Source organism: Streptomyces sp. NPDC107522 (assembly GCF_055657525.1).
Window position 1 is genome coordinate 241,409 of the sequence record NZ_JBVKAU010000002.1, and the last position, 16,732, is coordinate 258,140.

The following is a 16,732-nucleotide window of genomic DNA, read 5'->3' on the forward strand; positions in this document are numbered from 1 at the left end:
ATGGCCGACATCGAGCCGTACGAGAACGCCCTGGACGCCATCCCGGGCGCCCACCCCTACCCGCGCACCAGCCGGTACCACGATGCCGAGATCGGGATCCACCGACAGCCCGACGGCACCGAAGTCCGGTACACCAAGCGCCGCTTGCTCCCCCCGCTCGACGAGACCGCCCCGGACAGCGACGTCACTCAGCCCCACACCGTCGGCGCCGGCGACCGCCCCGATCTCCTCGCCCAGAGCTACTTCGGCGACCCCGGCCAGTGGTGGCAGATCGCCGACGCCAACCCCGTACTCGATCCACGCGAGTTGACCGACGAGGCCGGGCGCGTCATCGACATCCCGCTCGCCGGCGGGTTCCCCGGCGGCAGGGGAGACCGGCGTGTTTGATCTGCCCGTGGGGCAGGGCCCCGTCCACATCACGCTCCACATGGGGCCCAAGCTCGCCCGGCCCGTCCCGGCCGAGGTGACCGAGGCCCTGCTGTCCGCCCAGATCACCGCGACCGCGGGGGAGCGCAGCGGCTTCCAGCTGGCCTTCGACCTCACCAAGAACGGGATCATCAGCCGACGGCTCCTGCCCGAGGGGTTCTTCGACCCCAAGACCCGGATCATCGTCACGGTGACCGTGCGGGGCACCTCGGACGTGCTCTTCGACGGGCTGATCGTCCGCCACGAGGTCGGCGCGAGCAACCAGCCCGGCCACTCCACCCTCACCGTCACCGGGGAGGACCTGACGCTGCTCATGGACCTGGAGGAGCGCACCGCCCGGTATCCCAACCTGCCGCCGTCCGAACGGGTGCTCGCCATCCTGCGCCGGTACTCCGACTACGGCATCCGGCCCGACGTCTACACCGAGAAGGTCGCCCAGCCTCCGCACCAGGACCTGCGGGTGCACTACCAGACGCAGACCGACCTGCAGTACGTCACCGAGCTCGCCCGCGCCAACGGCTACACCTTCTATCTGGAACCCGGCCCCAACCCCGGCCAGTCCTCGGCCCGTTGGGGACCGGAGGTCCGCCTCGGCATCCGCCAGCACGCCCTCAACGTCAACATGGACGCCAACTCGACGGTCGACCAGCTGACGTTCGCGTACGACGGCACCGCGCGAGAAGAGCCGCAGGCCCGCTGGCAGAACCCCGAGACCCGGCAGTCGGCCCTGCTCCCGCAGCCGTCGATCAGCCCGCTGCGCCCGCCCCTCGGCAAGCGGCCCACCCCGGCCCTCAAGCGCAGGACCCTCTCCGGCACGGCCAAGCAGCAACGCGAGCAGGCCGAGGCGGAGTTGCTGGCCCGTGCCGCCGTCTCCGCCGACGTCGTCTCCGGCTCCGGTTCGCTCGACGTGATCCGGCACGGCTACATCCTCCAGCCGCGCCAGCTCGTCGGCGTACGCGGCTCGGGACGGGCGTACGACGGCGACTACTTCGTCAAGTCCGTCACGCACAACCTGCGCCCTGGCTCGTACCAGCAGAACTTCACCCTCTCCAGAGAGGGCTTGGAAGCGCGCAGCGACTACGTCCGGCCCTGACGCCCACGCACCTCACGACCCACCAACCAGGAGCACCTCCACCATGGCGGCACCCAGCAATCGCTACCTCGGCAAGTTCCGCGGCCGGGTCGTCAGCAACGACGACCCGCTGCGCATCGGGCGTATCACCGTCGAGGTCCCGGACGTCCTCGGCGACGAGCCGTCCACCTGGGCGCTGCCCTGCCTGCCGTTCACCGGGCCCGAGTCGGGCCAGTTCGTGGTGCCGCCGCCCGGCGCGGGCGTGTGGGTGGAGTTCGAGCAGGGGGACCCGAGCTTCCCCGTGTGGACCGGCTGCTGGTACGGCGCCGCGGAGGAACTGCCTCCCGACGCGCGGCGGGAGCTGGCGGCCGACGCGCCGAACAAGCCGGTCGTCGTGCAGACGCCGCAGGCGCACAAGCTCGTCATGAACGACACGCCCGGTGCCGAGCAGGGGATCCTCCTGCAGGCCCAGGGCGGCGCGTACATCCGTATCACCAAGGAGGCCGTGGTCATCGCGACCGGCGCGGGAGCGGAGGTCATTCTGCGCGGCCGTGAAGTGACCATCAACGAGGGCCAGTTGACCGTGCTCTCGAAGCGATGAGGAAGACGGGGGAACCAGGAACATGCCCGGGAGTCTGCTCGACGCCGACGCCGTGATCGGCTGCCCGCACGGCGGTCGCGTCACCGCCGCCGGCACACCCTCCGGCGGCGTACGAGCCGGTGGCGCCGCCGTCGCAACGGCCGCCCACGGCTACGTCGTCACCGGCTGCCCGCACACCGTCGACCGGGTGCCCTCGCCGTGCGTGTCGGTCCGCTGGACCGCCGACGGCACCGGCATCACCGTCGACGGCGCGCCCGTGCTGCTGGACACCTCCGCGGCCGAGTGCTTCAGCGCGGCCTTCGTGCCGCAGGGACCGCCTGTCGTCCAGGCCGCGCAGCGAAAGGTCACCGTCCGATGAGCCGTAACGTCAGCCGGCGTCCGCGCAGCGACATCGCCTTCCCCTTCCGCGCCGACCGCCGGGGCCGCACCGCGCACGCCACCCACGGCGAGCACGTCCACGACCTCATCGAGCAGTTGCTGTTCACCAGCCCCGGCGAGCGCGTGATGCGCCCCGACTTCGGCTGCGGGCTCCTGGACCTGGTCTTCGCCCCGACCAGTCCCGAACTCATCAGCACCCTCGAACTCTCGGTCCAGGCCTCGCTGCAGCGCTGGCTCGGCGATCTCATCGACGTGGAGGCCCTCGACGTGGTCAGCGAGGACAACGTCGTCCGCGTGTACCTGTCGTACGTCGTACGCGCCGACGGCGCCCGGCGCGACGACGTCTTCGAAGGGAGGGCCACGGCATGACCGGTACGGCCACCACCTCGCGCCGGGCGAAGGTCCGCGCCGCCCAGCTCAACGGCATCGACGCTGTCGAGGTCAGCGACGACGGGCTGCTGCTCACCGTCACCTTCCTCGGCAAGGCCCCGCACGGCCTGGTCCCCGAGAACGTCCGCATCGACGGCGGCCGCCGCATCACCGGCATCACCGCCGTCGACGTCAGCGTCGAGAGGGAGGAGGACGCCGAGCTCGACGACCGGCTCTACGTCACCCTCGACAAGGCCGGCGACACCTCCCGCTACCGGCTCTCCCTCGTCGAGACCGACCCGTACGGCCGCCCCGGCAGCGAGCCCTTCCGCGGCTTCGACCAGCGCTACCACAGCGCCACCTTCGCCTTCCGGCCCGACTGCCCGACCCCCTTCGACTGCAAGGAAGACGAGCAGGAGCCCGAAGGCTTCCCGTCGGCGCCGGTCATCGACTACACCGCCCGCGACTACGACACCATCCGCAAGCTGCTCCTCGACCGGCTCGCGCTCACCACGCCCGACTGGGTCGAGCGCAACCCCGCCGACCTGGGCATGACCCTTGTCGAGCTGCTCGCGTACACCGGCGACCAGATCAGCTACCAGCAGGACGCGGTCGCCACGGAGGCGTACCTCGACACCGCGCGTCGCCGCGTGTCCGTACGGCGTCATGTCCGGCTCATCGACTACGCGATGCACGACGGCTGCACGGCCCGCGCCTACGTCGCCGTCGAGACCGCCGGCGACCACACCCTCGCCCCGGGCACCTACCGCTTCGCCTCCGTCGACGTCCGCACCCTCGACCCGCACGACCGCCCCGAACCAGGCACCGTCATCGACGAGTCCGACCTCGGCGACCTGGACGAGCGCGGCTCGGTGGAGGTCTTCGAACCCGTCGTCACCGCCGACCCGCTCCAACTGCGCGTCGCGCACAACGCCATCCGCCTGTGGACGTGGGGCGGCGAGGTCTGCACCCTGCCGAAGGGCGCCACCTCCGCCACCCTGCGCGACGAGTGGGTCGACCCGGAGACCTGCCGCGAGCGCCGACTCGACCTGAATCCGGGCGACTTGCTCGTCCTGGAGGAGATCAAGGGCCCGCGCACCGGTACCCCGGGCGACGCCGACCCCAGCCACCGCCAAGCCGTCCGACTGACCTCCGTCACCCCCGCCGTCGACCGCATCGAGGACCAGCCGGTCCTGGAGGTCACCTGGGCCATCGAGGACGCCCTGCGCTTCCCGCTGTGCCTCTCCACCCGCGGCGGCCGCGACTGCCTGCCCGTCGAAGACGTGAGCCTCGCCCGCGGCAACGTCGTCCTCGTCGACCACGGCCGTACGCTGCACGGGCTGCCCGAGACGTTCACCGTCCCGCAGGTACCCGCTGTGGTCGCCCCCTGCGACCCCCCGGCCTTCGGCTGCTACGACCGCGACGAGGGCAACGCGCCCGCACGGCTCATCAACTCCCTCACGGACCAGGCGGAATCCGGCGAGGCGCTGACGCCGGACGACGTCCGTGAGCTGTTCCAGGTGGTCGGCGAGGAGGCGACCGTAAGGGCAGGCATCGGCTTGGAGCGCGCCGGGCAGCGCCACGAGCGCGTCGTCCCCGGCACCGCGTACGCCCAGGCCGGCGCCCTGCGCACGCTGCTCGCCCAGTCCGTCTACCCCGGCATCCAGCCCCGGTTCCGACCCGTCCTCGGCCGTGCGCCCGTGGCGCAGGCGGTGCCGTTCCCGCACGCCGGCACCGTCGCCGCCGGGCAGGCCGAGCGGATCGCCGCGATCCCGGGGCGGGTGCGGCAGCGGCTCGTCGAACTGTGGCGCAGCGCCCGCGACCGGGACGGCCTCGCGGATGCCGAGATCGCCGAACTCACCGTGATCTACGGCCTGAAGATCCTGGAACGCATCGAGCTGCGCCGCCACCCCGTCCGTGCGCTGCGTGAACTCCTGCACCGCAGCGACCAGTTGCTCGACGCGAAGCTGCGCCGCATCGAGGTCCTCACGGCACGCGCCCGCGCGGGTACCGTCCTCGACGGCAACATCGCCTGGGAGATCGCCCACAGCTGGGGCCCGGCGTATGCGGCAGGTCTGCACCCCGAGGAGCCGGTGCTGCGCGGCTCCGCCACCGCCGCGCTCGACCAGGACCCGCGCCGCGCCCTGCCCGCCGTACGTCTCCACGAGGCGGACGACGACACGGCGTGGGAGCCGCGCCGCGACCTGCTCGACAGCGGACCCCGCGACCGGCACTTCGTCGGCGAGCTCGAGGACGACGGCCGCCTCGCCCTGCGCTTCGGCGACGGGCGCCACGGCGCCAAGCCGACCCCGGGATCCCGGCTCGCCCTGCATTACCGGCTCGGCGGCGGCACCGCGGGCAACGTCGGCGCGGAGGCCATCAACCACCTCGTCGTCCAGTCCGACTGCGAGACCCCGCCCGCCGCCGTGGTACGCAACCCGCTGCCCGCCACCGGCGGCACCGAGCCCGAACCCGTCGAGCAGGTACGCCAGCTGGCCCCGCTCGGCCTGCGCCGCACCCGCCTGCGCGCCGTCACCGCCGACGACTACGCGGCCCTCGCCACCGCCCTGCCCGGCGTCCAGCGGGCGGCGGCGGAGCTGCGCTGGACCGGCAGCGTCCAGGAGGCGCACATCGCCGTCGACGCGTACGGCACCGGCGCCCCGTCGGCCGAGCTGCTCGCGTCGGTCGCCCAGGCACTGGAGCCGTACCGGCGCATCGGCCACGACGTCGTCGTCGGCGCCGCGCGTCTCGTACCGCTGGACATCGCGCTCACCGTGTGCGCCAAGCCCGGCCACCAGCACGGTCAGATCCTGGCCGAGCTGTACCGCGTACTCGGCAGCAGTGTGCGGGGCTTCTTCCACCCGGACGCGCTGACCTTCGGCGAACCGGTACGGCTCAGCCGTCTGGTCGCCGTCGCGGCAGCGGTGCCCGGCGTGGAGAGCGTCCAAGTCACACGGCTGCAGCGGCTGTTCGAGCCGGATCGAGGAGAGAGGGAGGACGGCGTGCTGCGGCTCGGACCGCTGGAGATCGCCACCTGTGACAACGACCCGGACCGGCCGGAGAACGGCCGGCTGGCGATTTCCCTGGGAGGTGCCCGATGACGACCGACCCGACGATCGAGGAGTGCACCTGCGGTGGCGCCTGCCGCGCCGGCCACGACGAGCGGCTCGCCCCGGCCCCCGTGCACAACCCGCCCGGCCGCACGGCCCTCGACTACCGCGTCGGGGAGTACGGCTCCTTCCGGGCCGCCCTCCTCGACCGCCTCGCCTCACCGGCGTACCCGGCGCTGGGCGGCCTCACCGTGCGCACCCCGGACGACCCGGCCATCGGCCTGCTCGACGCCACCGCCGTCCTCGGTGACCTGCTCACCTTCCATTCCGAGCGCATCGCCGACGAGGCCTACGTCCGCACGGCCAACGAGCACCGCTCCCTGGTGCTGCTCGGCCGCCTCGTCGGCCACCGCCCGCGCCCCGGCGTCGCCGCCGCCACGCACCTGGCGTACACGCTGGAGCGCGATCCGCGCGCGGAGGCTCTGCCGGTCACCATTCCGCGCGGCGCCCGCAGCCACAGCGTGCCGGCTTCCGCCGACGAGCAGTCCCTCACGTTCGAGACCAGCCGCGACCTTACGGCTCGCTGGGACTGGAACGAGCTGAAGGTTCGTCGTCGGCGGCCCTCTCTTGTCACGCCGGAGGATCTGGAGCGGCGGTCGGAGATCTTCGTCGAGGGCACGGCGAACTCGCTCCAGACCGGGGACCAGTTGCTCTTCGTCTTCGGTGAAAAGGCGGGCGGCGAGCGCAAGCTGTTGCCGGTCGCCAAGGCGCGCGTCGACCGGGACGACGAGATCACGGCGATTTCGCTGCCGAAGTCGGCTCCGCCGACGCTGAAGGAGCTCGTCGACGAGGTACGGCGCTGGACTGCGGCGCCCGCCGTGCCGGGTGAACCCGGCGATGAGCCGCCTACGCCCGAGGTGCCCAACCCGCGGCCGGTCAGCCGGCTGATCGAGGACTTCGAGGACCAGGTGCTCGCGCCTCTGCGGGAGGATCTGGACGGGATCAAGACGCCCGAGCGGCTCGCGGCGCGGCTTGCCGAGCCGGTCGCGCGGCTCGGGGAGGCGCAGGTGCTGGCCGAGCCGTATGAGGATGTGGCGGCTTGGTTCGAGCAGTTGGAGGCGGTGCTGGCGGAACTGGCTGAGCGTGCATTGGAGTTGGCGCCTGCGCAGACAGACAGTGCCACGGAGGGTCGTCGGGCGTCTGCGGCGCCGTCTGGGCTGGTCGCGCCCACGCGGCGGAGCCGCATCTCGACACGGCCCGCGCCCCTGAAGGACGACTCGCGCACCGCGGCCCTTCAAGCCCTGGGCGCTGTCCTCCCCGCCCTGCGCGCCTCCACCCCCGCCCCGCATGGCGGCACCGGTCACCAGCGGCCCGGCGGTGACACCGCGCGCCTGCTCTCCGCCCTGAACCCCGGTCTGGGCACGCTCTACCCGGCATGGCGGACAGCCGCCGCCCCCGGCACCCCCCAGCTCCTGCGCGAACTGCTCGCCATGCGGGTCACCGCCGCCCCCTTCGGCGCCACGGCCCCGCTCAAGCCCGTCCAGGACGACCGCGGCCGGGTCATCCGCACCGCGGACTGGCCGCTCACGGGTGCGGTGCTGGCGAGCATGCGGGTCGTGTACGACACGGCGGGCCGGACGCCGGTCCGGGCCGAGTTCCAGTACGTCGAGGGCAGCAGCTCCGACCAGCGCGCCGAGAACCTGCCGGTCACCCAGCCGGTGAGGTTCCCGCTCGGCACGGGGCAGGTCGAGCTGTCCGTGCGCTCCGGCCAGGACCGCGACCTCAGCTGGCTCAACCGCCGCCCCGCCGACTCCCAGGAGCCCGGTGTCACGGCCCGCTTCGAGTCGGGCCTGCCCGAGCGCACGCTGTTCGTGTCCCGCCCGGACGACGAGGGCCTGGTCCACGTCGGCGTCCACAACGGCACGTCCGAGCAGATCGCGCTGCGGCCGAACACGAGCGAGCAGTTCACGCACGGCGAGTACGAGGTCAGCCTCAAGTACACGGTGGGCACCACCGAGCCCAACGTCGAGGTCGTGATCGCCAGCAAGCCCGAGCCCCTCAACCGCCGCGTCCTCCAGCTGGACACGGTGCACACCGGCATCACGGTCGGCAGCTGGGTCGCGATCCAGCGCCCCGCCAAGGGCGCCCAGGACGGCGTCCCCGGCGATCCCAAGCTCGCGTTCGTCACCACCCAGGTCGTCGCTGCGCGTACGGCGGCGTACACCAACTACGGGATCACCGGCCGCGGCACCGAACTCACCCTGGCCGACCCGTGGCTGGACGAGTTCGACGTGCTGCTCTCGCACATCCGCGACACCACCGTCCACGCGGCCGGCGAACCGCTCCGCCTCGCCGACGAACCGCTCGGCGAGGACGTCCACGGCAACGAGATCGAACTGGCCCAGCTGTACGACGGGTTGCGGCCCGGCCGGACGCTCATCGTCAGCGGCGAGCGCAGTGACATACCGGGGACCGCGGGCGTGCGGGCCACGGAGGTCGTCACGCTCGCCGCCGCTGACCCGGCCGTCGACCGGCAGCTCCCCGGCGATCACATCCACACCCGCCTGACCCTGACCGCCGACCTCGCCCACCGCTACCGCCGCGAGACCGTGAAGATCCTCGGCAACGTCGTCGAGGCCACCCACGGCGAGAGCCGCGAGGAGGCCATCGGCAGCGGTGACTCGGACCGCGTGAACCAGACGTTCGCGCTGTGGCAGTCCCCGCTCACCTGGCTCGCCGACGACAACCCCCTCGGCGCCACACCCGTGCTGGAGATCCGCGTCGACGGAGTGCTCTGGCACGAGGTCGACAGCCTTGCCGGACGCGGTCCGGGCGAACGGATCTACATCACCGGGTCCACCGCGGACGGCCGTACGACGGTGACGTTCGGCGACGGCATCAACGGCGCCCGGCTGCCGAGCGGTCACGAGAACGTCCGCGCCCGCTACCGCTTCGGCACGGGCAAGGCCGCCAACGTCGCCGCGGACCGCGTCACCCAGCCCCTCACCCGCCCCCTCGGCGTCACGCAGGTCACCAACCCGCGTCCGGCCAAGGGCGGCGCCGACGCGGACGGGCCCGGCCTGACCCGCCGTACCATCCCGCTCGCCGTGTCGGCCCTGGACCGCCTGGTCTCCGCGTCCGACTACGAGGACTTCGCCCGCTCCCGCGCCGGCATCGGCCGGGCCGCCGCGCAGGAACTCTTCGACGGGCGGCGGCGCGTGCTGCACGTGACGGTCGCGGGCACGGACGACGTGCCGATCGACGGCGACTCGGACACGCTGAAGGCTCTGCGCGGGGCGCTGACCGAGTACGGGGACATGAACCTCCCCGTCCAGGTGGACGTGCGCGAGCTGGTCCTGTTGCTCGTGGCCGCCAAGGTGAAGGTCGCTCCCGACCACGCCTGGGAGATCGTGGAGCCTCGCCTGCGCCAGGCGCTGCTGCGCCGACTCGGCTACGAGGGACGGGAGTTGGGCCGCCCGGCCCGTCTCTCGGACGTCCTGGCCACGGCCCACTCCGTGCCCGGCGTCGACTACGTGGACGTGGACGTCTTCACCGGTGTCCCCGCGTCCGCCACGCCCGAGGAGCTCACCGGGATCCTCACCGACCCCGGCCCGCCCAAGGCGTCGGTCCCGGCGCATCCGGCGGCGTACGACGAGAAGATCCACACGGTCCGCGCCGCGAACGGCGAAACCCTGTCGGAGATCTGCGCCGAGTACGGCGTCCCGCTCGCCGAACTCCTGCGCCTCAACCCCGACATCACCGACACCCGGCGCCTGGCGAAGGGCCGTTCGGTGTTCGTCTTCCGCGGTATCCGCCCGGCCCAGCTCGCGCTGCTGTCGCCGAAGGCCGCGGACACCCTGATTCTGACGGAGGTCAAGTGATGTCCCCGGACGTCAAGTTGGAGACTTCGGCCCCGGCGACATCGTCCAGGGAACCCGACGGGCTCGCCGCGTTGCTGCCGCGCTGGCACCTGCTGCGCGACGCCGAGGAGGGCGAGCCGCTGCGCGCCCTGCTCGCGGTGATCGCCGAGCAGCTCGACCGGGTCCGTGACGGCGTCCGGCAGGGCTACGAGGACCTGTTCGTGGAGACGGCCGCGCCGTGGGTGCTGCCGTACCTCGGCGACCTGGTCGGCTACCGCACCCTGCCCGGTTACGAGCGCGTCCTCACCACCGGCCTGCACGAGGGTGGCCGTGCGGCCCTGGCCGAGGCCGTCGCCCCGCGCGCCGACGTCGCGGCCACCGTCGCCAACCGCCGCCGCAAGGGCACCCTCCACCTCCTGGAGGAACTCTCCGACCAGGTCACCGGCTGGCCCGCGCGCGCCGTCGAGCTGTCCCGGCAGGTCTCCCACACCCAGCCCGTGAAGCTGTACGGCGACACGGGCGTCCACCGCGGCACGCGCGGCCGGCTCGTCGACCTGCGCGACAACTCCGCGCTCGACCTCGCGGGCGGCCCCTTCGGCGCGACGGCCCGTACGGTCGACGTCCGCCGCGCCGACTCCCGCCACCGGCAGGGCGGTCTGACCCCGGCCGGGGTCGCGCTCTTCGTCTGGCGGCTGAGGGCGCACTCGCTCACGCAGTCCCCGGCGTACTGCATCGACCGCGCCCGCAACCTCTACACCTTCTCGATCCTGGGCAACGACACCCCGCTGGTGACGAAACCGTTCCCGGAGCCGTCGCCCACGCACATCGCGACCATCGACAACGTCCCGGCCTTCATCACCCGCCGCCGGCTGCACGACCGGCTCACCGACTACTACGGCCCCGGCAAGAGCCTCGTCATCCGGCGCGACGGCGAGGACCAGCCCGTACCGCCGTCCGACATCGTGGTCGCCGACCTGTCCGACTGGCGCTACCGGCCCAAGCGCGGTCAGGTCGCGGTGGACCCGGAGCTGGGGCGGATCGCGTTCGGGTCTCGGTCGGCGCCCCGGCAGGGCGTGTGGGTGGACTACCACTACGCGTTCGCGGCCGACATGGGCGGCGGCGAGTACGACCGCCTCGACCGCGAGCCGCGCCCCGACGCCGAGGTCTACCGCGTCGGTCCCGGGCAGCCGTACCGCCAGATCATGGACGCCTACCGGGCCTGGCAGCATGACCGCCGCGCCGACCGGACCGGCCCCGCCGGCATCATCGAGATCACACACAGCGGCGCCTACCAGGAGCAGCTGGACTTCGACCTCGACCCCGGCGACCGCCTCGAAGTCCGGGCCGCCGAGGGCACCCGCCCGGTGATACGCCTGCTCGACTGGTACAGCAACCGCCCCGACGCCCTCAACGTCCGCGCGGTGTCGGAGGACTGCGCCCCGCACGAGCGTCCCCGCATCGTCCTCGACGGCCTGCTGGTCGCCGGACGCGGCATCAACGTCACCGGCCCCGTGGGCGCCGTCGTCGTACGGCACTCCACGCTCGTGCCCGGCTGGTCGCTGGAGCCCGAGTGCGAGCCGCACTCGCCCGAGGAGCCCAGCATCGTCCTGGAGCGCACCACCGCATGCCTCCAGGTCGAGCACAGCATCCTCGGCACCATCGAGGTCATCGGCGACGAGGTGAGCGAGGAACCGCTCGACATCCACCTGCGCGACAGCATCCTCGACGCGACGGGCAGCGACCGCGAGGCCCTGTCCGCGCCGGACTGCCGCCACGCCCACGCGGTGCTGCACCTGCACCGCACCACCGTCATCGGCGAGATCCACACCCACGCCGTGCAGATCGCCGAGAACTCGGTCTTCACCGGCCGGCTCCACGTGGCCCGGCGCGGCATCGGCTGCCTGCGGTATTCGTATGTGCCGGCCGGGTCGCGCACCCCACGCCGGTTCCGCTGCCAGCCCGACCTGGCCGGGCCCGAACAGGCCGGGCGCGTACGGCCGTTGTTCACCTCCGAGCGGTACGGCACGCCCTGGTACGGGCTGCTCGCCGACCGGTGCGCCGAGGAGATCCGGCGCGGCTCGGACGACGGCGCCGAGATGGGCGCCTTCCACGACCTGTACCGGCCGCAGCGCGAGGACGGCCTCCGGGCACGGCTCGCGGAGTACACCCCGGCGGGCACGGACGCCGGGATCTTCTTCGTGACGTGAGCCGCACCCACCGACTTCGCGAACCCGCACTTTCCTGAACCAGGGGGACCCCCTTCATGCACGCTGACCTCTCCCGCCTCACGTTCCGCCCGCAGCGGCGCTACTCGGCGGTCATCGCCCAGCAGGGGCGCGTCCAGCTCGACGCGGACATCAACGAGCAGACCGCGATCCAGCTCCACCAGGCCCGCACCCTCGCCGCCGATCTGATCGGCCGGTACGGCGGCCCCGTGCGGGACGCGGGCTTCAAGATCGACTACGTGGGCGGCAAGCACGACATCGACACGCTCTTCATCCACGGTGGCCGCTACTACGTCGACGGCATCCTGTGCGACGCGACCCGCCCGGCGCCCGGCGTGCCGGTCCCGGACGAGGACGCCGAGGACTCCGCGGAGCAGGACGCCGCCGCCCCGCCCGCGTACTGGACCTACTGGGACCAGCCCGACGGCTTCCGCGACCCGGAGAAGCCCGGCGACCGGCTGCCCTCGCCCGCCCAGTCGCCGTTCGTCGTCTACCTGCAGGTCTGGGAGCGTGCCGTCTCCGCCGCCGAGGACCCGGCGCTGCGCGAGGTCGCGCTCGGCGCGGCGATGCCGGACACCGCGGCCCGGGTGAAGGTCGTCTGGCAGGTGCTGCCGCTCTCCCTGGCCGCGCTGGAGATCGAGGAGAGTAACCCCTCCAAGGAGGTCGTCCGGGCCGCCTTCGACAAGTGGGCGCAGAAGCAGGCCACGCCCACCGCCCGCCTCGCCGCCCGCAGCGAACGGCCTGATCACGCCGACGAGGACCCCTGCCTGGTCAAGCCGGACGCCCGCTACCGGGGCCAGGAGAACCAGCTGTACCGGGTCGAGGTGCACGCGGGGGGCGAGGCGAAGGACGCCACCTTCAAGTGGTCCCGGGAGAACGGCTCGGTGGTGTTCCCCGTCGACGAACTCGACGGCACCTGGGTGCAGTTGGCGTCCCTCGGGCACGACGACAAGCTGGACCTCGACGTCGGCGACCACGTGGAGTTCGTCGACACCGCGTACGCCTCCCGCCTCGAACCCCTGCCCCTGCTGCGGGTCGAGGAACTGGACCTGCCGGGCCGCCGGGTGCGCCTGTCCGCCGAGCCCGCCCCGGGCGTCGGACGGCTGCCCCACCTCAACCCGTACCTGCGCCGCTGGGACCACCACGAGGGACCGAGGCGCAAGGGCCGTACGACCGCGCTGAAGGGCGGCGCGATCCCGGTCGCGGAGGGGGAGTGGCTGCCGCTGGAGGACGGCGTCGAGGTGTACTTCGCCAAGGGCGCCGACTACCGCACCGGCGACCACTGGATCATCCCCGCCCGCACCGCCACCGGCAGCGTCGAGTGGCCCACGGACGCCGCCCGCCGCCCGCTGCTGCAGGGGCCCTCCGGCATCGTGCGCGGCTTCGCGCCGCTGGCCCTGGTCAAGGGCGAGGGCGGCACCGTCGACCTGCGCCTCGCCTTCAACCCGCTGGCCAACAGCATCCCGGCCGCCGACGAGGCGACGCTCGCGGCGGAGGAACAGGCGCGCCGCGAGGAGCAGTTGGCGGAGGACCCGTCGGGCGGGAGGTCGCAGACCACCGCGGAGGCGGAGGCCGCGGCGGAGGGAGACGAGTAATGGCCAAGCCCCTTAGCGCGTCCAAGCTGCTGGAGATCCTCCGCGCGGAGGGCCTGACGGTCCACGAGGTCCGCAGCTGGCGCACCCACAACCGCAACAGCAAGGGCCCCTGGGGCCCGGTGAACGGCGTGATGATCCACCACACCGTCACCAAGGGCACCGAGGCCTCGGTCGACATCTGCTACAACGGCTACTCCGGTCTGCCGGGCCCGCTGTGCCACGGCGTCATCGACAAGAAGGGCCACGTCCACCTCGTCGGCAACGGCCGCGCCAACCACGCCGGCCTCGGCGACAGCGACGTCCTGCGCGCCGTGATCAACGAGTCGAAGCTGCCGCCGGACAACGAGGCCGACACCGACGGCAACGCCCACTTCTACGGCTTCGAGTGCATCAACCTCGGCGACGGGAAGGACCCCTGGCCCGAGGCGCAGAAGGAGGCCATCGAGAAGGTCTCGGCCGCGATCTGCCGCCACCACGGCTGGAGCGAGCGCTCGGTCATCGGCCACAAGGAGTGGCAGCCGGGCAAGCAGGACCCGCGCGGCTTCACCATGGACGGTATGCGGGGGCGCATCGCGCAGCGGCTGAAGGGCGGCGGTGGAGGCGAGCCCACCCCCGACCCCAAGCCCGCGCCCAAGCCGACGTACGAGCCCTTCCCGGGCAGTGGCTTCTTCCACGTCGGCCAGAGGTCGCCGGTCATCACCGCCATGGGCCGCCGCCTGGTCGCCGAGGGCTGCGGACGCTACGAGGAGGGCCCGAGCCCCGAGTGGACCGAGGCCGACCGCCGCTCCTACGCCGCCTGGCAGCACAAGCTCGGCTTCAAGGGCAAGGACGCGGACGGCATTCCCGGCAAGGTCAGCTGGGACAAGCTGAAGGTGCCCAACGTGTGACGCCTTCCGCGAGGCCATGAATTCCGTGAGGCCATGAGGACGGTCCAGGTACCCCGAGGGGGTGTCCTGGGCCGTTTTCGCGTGCGGGAAGGGTCTTGCTCCACCCCGGGAAACACGTCACACTGGTACCGAACGAATGGTCGGTTGGGGAAGCTGGTATCGATGACGACATCACACGCCGCCGAGGCACCCCCCGAGGGGCAGCTCCAGGAGCACTTCGACGCGACGATCTCGCGCGACCAGCGCATCGAGCCGCGCGACTGGATGCCGGACGGCTACCGCAGGACGCTGATCCGGCAGATCGCGCAGCACGCCCACTCGGAGATCATCGGCATGCAGCCCGAGGGGGAGTGGATCACCCGCGCCCCGTCGCTGCGCCGCAAGGCGATCCTCTTCGCGAAGGTGCAGGACGAGGCCGGACACGGGCTCTACCTGTACTCGGCGGCGGAGACACTCGGCGCCGACCGCGCGGACCTGACCGACCGGCTGATCGAGGGCCGCCAGAAGTACTCGTCGATCTTCAACTACCCGACCCTGAGCTTCGCCGACGTCGGCGTGATCGGCTGGTTCGTGGACGGCGCGGCGATCTGCAACCAGGTGCCGCTGTGCCGGTCGTCTTACGGGCCGTACGCGCGCGCCATGGTGCGGATCTGCAAGGAGGAGTCCTTCCACCAGCGCCAGGGCTACGAGCTGCTGATGACGATGATGCGCGGCACCGAGGCCCAGCGCGAGATGGTGCAGGACGCCGTGAACCGCTGGTGGTGGCCGTCGCTGATGATGTTCGGTCCGCCCGACGACGCCTCACCCAACTCCGCCCAGTCGATGGCCTGGAAGATCAAGCGGCACAGCAACGACGAGCTGCGTCAGCGGTTCGTCGACATGACCGTCCCGCAGGCCGAGAAGCTCGGCGTCACCCTGCCCGACCCCGAGCTGCGCTGGAACGCCGAGCGAGGCCACCACGACTTCGGCACCCCCGACTGGGACGAGCTGATGCGGGTCATCAAGGGCGACGGCCCGTGCAACGCCCAGCGGATGGAGCGGCGCAGGAGCGCCCACGAGGAAGGCGCCTGGGTGCGGGAGGCGGCCACCGCCCACGCGGCCAAGCAGGCCGCCCGCACGGAGAAGGGAGCGGTGGCATGACCGCCGGGAAGCAGGACTGGCCGCTGTACGAGGTGTTCGTGCGCGGCAAGCGCGGGCTCAACCACGTCCACGTGGGCTCGCTGCACGCCGCCGACGACCGGATGGCGCTCACCCACGCGCGCGACCTGTACACGCGGCGCAACGAGGGCGTGTCGATCTGGGTGGTGCGCTCCGAGCACATCGCCGCCTCGACCCGCGACGAGAAGGACCCGTTCTTCGAGCCCAGCGCCGACAAGGTCTACCGCCACCCGACCTTCTACGACATCCCCGACGACGTCCCGCACATCTGAAGGAGAGGGCATGAGTGACGACCACGTCTACATGACCCTCGCCGAGGGACACGAGGACGACACCCGCTGGGCCTACGGCACCGGCTTCGAGGACCCCCTGCACGGCGTCGACACCACCGTGCCCGAGGGCATCGACACCGGCGAACTGGCCGCCCTCTGCGTCGCGCTGGCCGACGACGCCCTGATCTCGGCGCAGCGCCTGGCGGAGTGGATCACCCGCGCCCCCGAGCTGGAGGAGGAGGTGGCGCTGGCCAACATCGGCCTCGACCTCCTCGGCCAGGCCCGCCTGCTCTACTCCCGCGCCGGCCAGGCCGACGGCACCGGACGGGACGAGGACGCCTACGCCTACTTCCGGGACGCCGGCGACTTCCGCAACGTACGCCTGGCGGAACTCCCGGGCGGGGACTTCGCGTTCTCGATCGTGCGGCTGCTGGTGCTGTCCAGCTGGCGCCTCGCGCACTTCCAACAACTGACGTCGCACCGGGACCCCGTGCTGGCGGCGATCGCTGCGAAGGGCGTCAAGGAGCTGGCCTACCACCGGCAGTACGCGGCGGAGTGGGCGGTGCGCCTGGGCGACGGCACGGACGAGTCGCACCGCCGGATGCGCCGGGCCCAGGAGCAAGTGGCCCCCTACCTGGGCGAGTTGTTCACGGCGTACGACGTACGGGACGAGGTCGTCGCGGTGCTGAAGCAGGTCACCGAGGCGGCCGGCCTGCCCATGCCCGTCTACCGGCCGCTGCCCGGCACCGGCCGCACGGGCGAGCACACCGAGCATCTCGCGCCCCTGCTGGCCGAGTTGCAGGGCATCGCCCGCGCCCACCCGGAAGCCGCGTGGTGAT

At 72.5% G+C, this 16,732-nt stretch carries 13 protein-coding genes; all 13 read left to right on the forward strand.

From position 1 onward, the window contains the following. The gene (locus ACZ7L6_RS06245; protein ID WP_471920805.1) at positions 1 to 387 is read left to right on the forward strand and encodes a LysM peptidoglycan-binding domain-containing protein; all 387 of its coding nucleotides are present in this window, start codon (positions 1 to 3) and stop codon (positions 385 to 387) included. Then, entirely contained in the window at positions 380 to 1,519 is a 1,140-nt protein-coding gene (locus ACZ7L6_RS06250) for a hypothetical protein (RefSeq protein WP_471920806.1), read from the forward strand. The genes ACZ7L6_RS06245 and ACZ7L6_RS06250 overlap by 8 nt, the downstream gene beginning before the upstream one ends. Positions 1,520 to 1,562: 43 nt before the next feature. After that, complete coding sequence (locus ACZ7L6_RS06255; protein ID WP_398823864.1) at positions 1,563 to 2,099, forward strand: phage baseplate assembly protein V; 537 nt, start codon at positions 1,563 to 1,565, stop codon at positions 2,097 to 2,099. Positions 2,100 to 2,121: 22 nt separating this feature from the next. After that, complete coding sequence (locus ACZ7L6_RS06260) at positions 2,122 to 2,457, forward strand: hypothetical protein (protein ID WP_471920807.1); 336 nt, start codon at positions 2,122 to 2,124, stop codon at positions 2,455 to 2,457. Then, complete coding sequence (locus ACZ7L6_RS06265; RefSeq protein WP_471920808.1) at positions 2,454 to 2,846, forward strand: GPW/gp25 family protein; 393 nt, start codon at positions 2,454 to 2,456, stop codon at positions 2,844 to 2,846. Before ACZ7L6_RS06260 ends, ACZ7L6_RS06265 begins: the two co-directional genes overlap by 4 nt. Further along, the gene (locus ACZ7L6_RS06270; RefSeq protein ID WP_471920809.1) at positions 2,843 to 5,947 is read left to right on the forward strand and encodes a putative baseplate assembly protein; all 3,105 of its coding nucleotides are present in this window, start codon (positions 2,843 to 2,845) and stop codon (positions 5,945 to 5,947) included. Before ACZ7L6_RS06265 ends, ACZ7L6_RS06270 begins: the two co-directional genes overlap by 4 nt. Continuing rightward, complete coding sequence (locus ACZ7L6_RS06275) at positions 5,944 to 9,777, forward strand: putative baseplate assembly protein (protein ID WP_471920810.1); 3,834 nt, start codon at positions 5,944 to 5,946, stop codon at positions 9,775 to 9,777. Before ACZ7L6_RS06270 ends, ACZ7L6_RS06275 begins: the two co-directional genes overlap by 4 nt. Continuing rightward, entirely contained in the window at positions 9,777 to 11,963 is a 2,187-nt protein-coding gene (locus ACZ7L6_RS06280; RefSeq protein WP_471920811.1) for a hypothetical protein, read from the forward strand. The genes ACZ7L6_RS06275 and ACZ7L6_RS06280 overlap by 1 nt, the downstream gene beginning before the upstream one ends. Before the next feature lie 56 nt (positions 11,964 to 12,019). Continuing rightward, positions 12,020 to 13,576, forward strand: a complete 1,557-nt coding sequence (locus tag ACZ7L6_RS06285; protein WP_471920812.1) for a DUF6519 domain-containing protein — start codon at positions 12,020 to 12,022, stop codon at positions 13,574 to 13,576. Continuing rightward, positions 13,576 to 14,463: a peptidoglycan-binding protein gene (locus tag ACZ7L6_RS06290; protein WP_471920813.1), complete on the forward strand. Its 888-nt coding sequence runs from the start codon at positions 13,576 to 13,578 to the stop codon at positions 14,461 to 14,463. Before ACZ7L6_RS06285 ends, ACZ7L6_RS06290 begins: the two co-directional genes overlap by 1 nt. 162 nt (positions 14,464 to 14,625) lie before the next feature. Next, positions 14,626 to 15,603 (forward strand): 1,2-phenylacetyl-CoA epoxidase subunit PaaA, encoded by a 978-nt coding sequence (gene paaA / locus ACZ7L6_RS06295; protein ID WP_471920814.1) that lies wholly within the window; start codon positions 14,626 to 14,628, stop codon positions 15,601 to 15,603. After that, positions 15,600 to 15,893, forward strand: a complete 294-nt coding sequence (gene paaB, locus ACZ7L6_RS06300) for a 1,2-phenylacetyl-CoA epoxidase subunit PaaB (protein WP_094051976.1) — start codon at positions 15,600 to 15,602, stop codon at positions 15,891 to 15,893. Before paaA ends, paaB begins: the two co-directional genes overlap by 4 nt. Before the next feature lie 10 nt (positions 15,894 to 15,903). Next, a complete protein-coding gene (paaC, locus tag ACZ7L6_RS06305) occupies positions 15,904 to 16,731 on the forward strand; it encodes a 1,2-phenylacetyl-CoA epoxidase subunit PaaC (RefSeq protein WP_471920815.1) in 828 nt (275 codons plus the stop codon). Position 16,732 lies beyond the last annotated feature (1 nt).

Bases quoted from the DNA above. Each gene is read 5' to 3' on its own strand.
- ACZ7L6_RS06245 (WP_471920805.1), top strand. From the start codon at position 1: ATGGCCGACATCGAGCCGTACGAGAACGCCCTGGACGCCATCCCGGGC.
- ACZ7L6_RS06255 (WP_398823864.1), top strand. From the start codon at position 1,563: ATGGCGGCACCCAGCAATCGCTACCTCGGCAAGTTCCGCGGCCGGGTC.
- ACZ7L6_RS06260 (WP_471920807.1), top strand. From the start codon at position 2,122: ATGCCCGGGAGTCTGCTCGACGCCGACGCCGTGATCGGCTGCCCGCAC.
- ACZ7L6_RS06265 (WP_471920808.1), top strand. From the start codon at position 2,454: ATGAGCCGTAACGTCAGCCGGCGTCCGCGCAGCGACATCGCCTTCCCC.
- ACZ7L6_RS06270 (WP_471920809.1), top strand. From the start codon at position 2,843: ATGACCGGTACGGCCACCACCTCGCGCCGGGCGAAGGTCCGCGCCGCC.
- ACZ7L6_RS06275 (WP_471920810.1), top strand. From the start codon at position 5,944: ATGACGACCGACCCGACGATCGAGGAGTGCACCTGCGGTGGCGCCTGC.
- ACZ7L6_RS06280 (WP_471920811.1), top strand. From the start codon at position 9,777: ATGTCCCCGGACGTCAAGTTGGAGACTTCGGCCCCGGCGACATCGTCC.
- ACZ7L6_RS06285 (WP_471920812.1), top strand. From the start codon at position 12,020: ATGCACGCTGACCTCTCCCGCCTCACGTTCCGCCCGCAGCGGCGCTAC.
- ACZ7L6_RS06290 (WP_471920813.1), top strand. From the start codon at position 13,576: ATGGCCAAGCCCCTTAGCGCGTCCAAGCTGCTGGAGATCCTCCGCGCG.
- paaA (WP_471920814.1), top strand. From the start codon at position 14,626: ATGACGACATCACACGCCGCCGAGGCACCCCCCGAGGGGCAGCTCCAG.
- paaB (WP_094051976.1), top strand. From the start codon at position 15,600: ATGACCGCCGGGAAGCAGGACTGGCCGCTGTACGAGGTGTTCGTGCGC.
- paaC (WP_471920815.1), top strand. From the start codon at position 15,904: ATGAGTGACGACCACGTCTACATGACCCTCGCCGAGGGACACGAGGAC.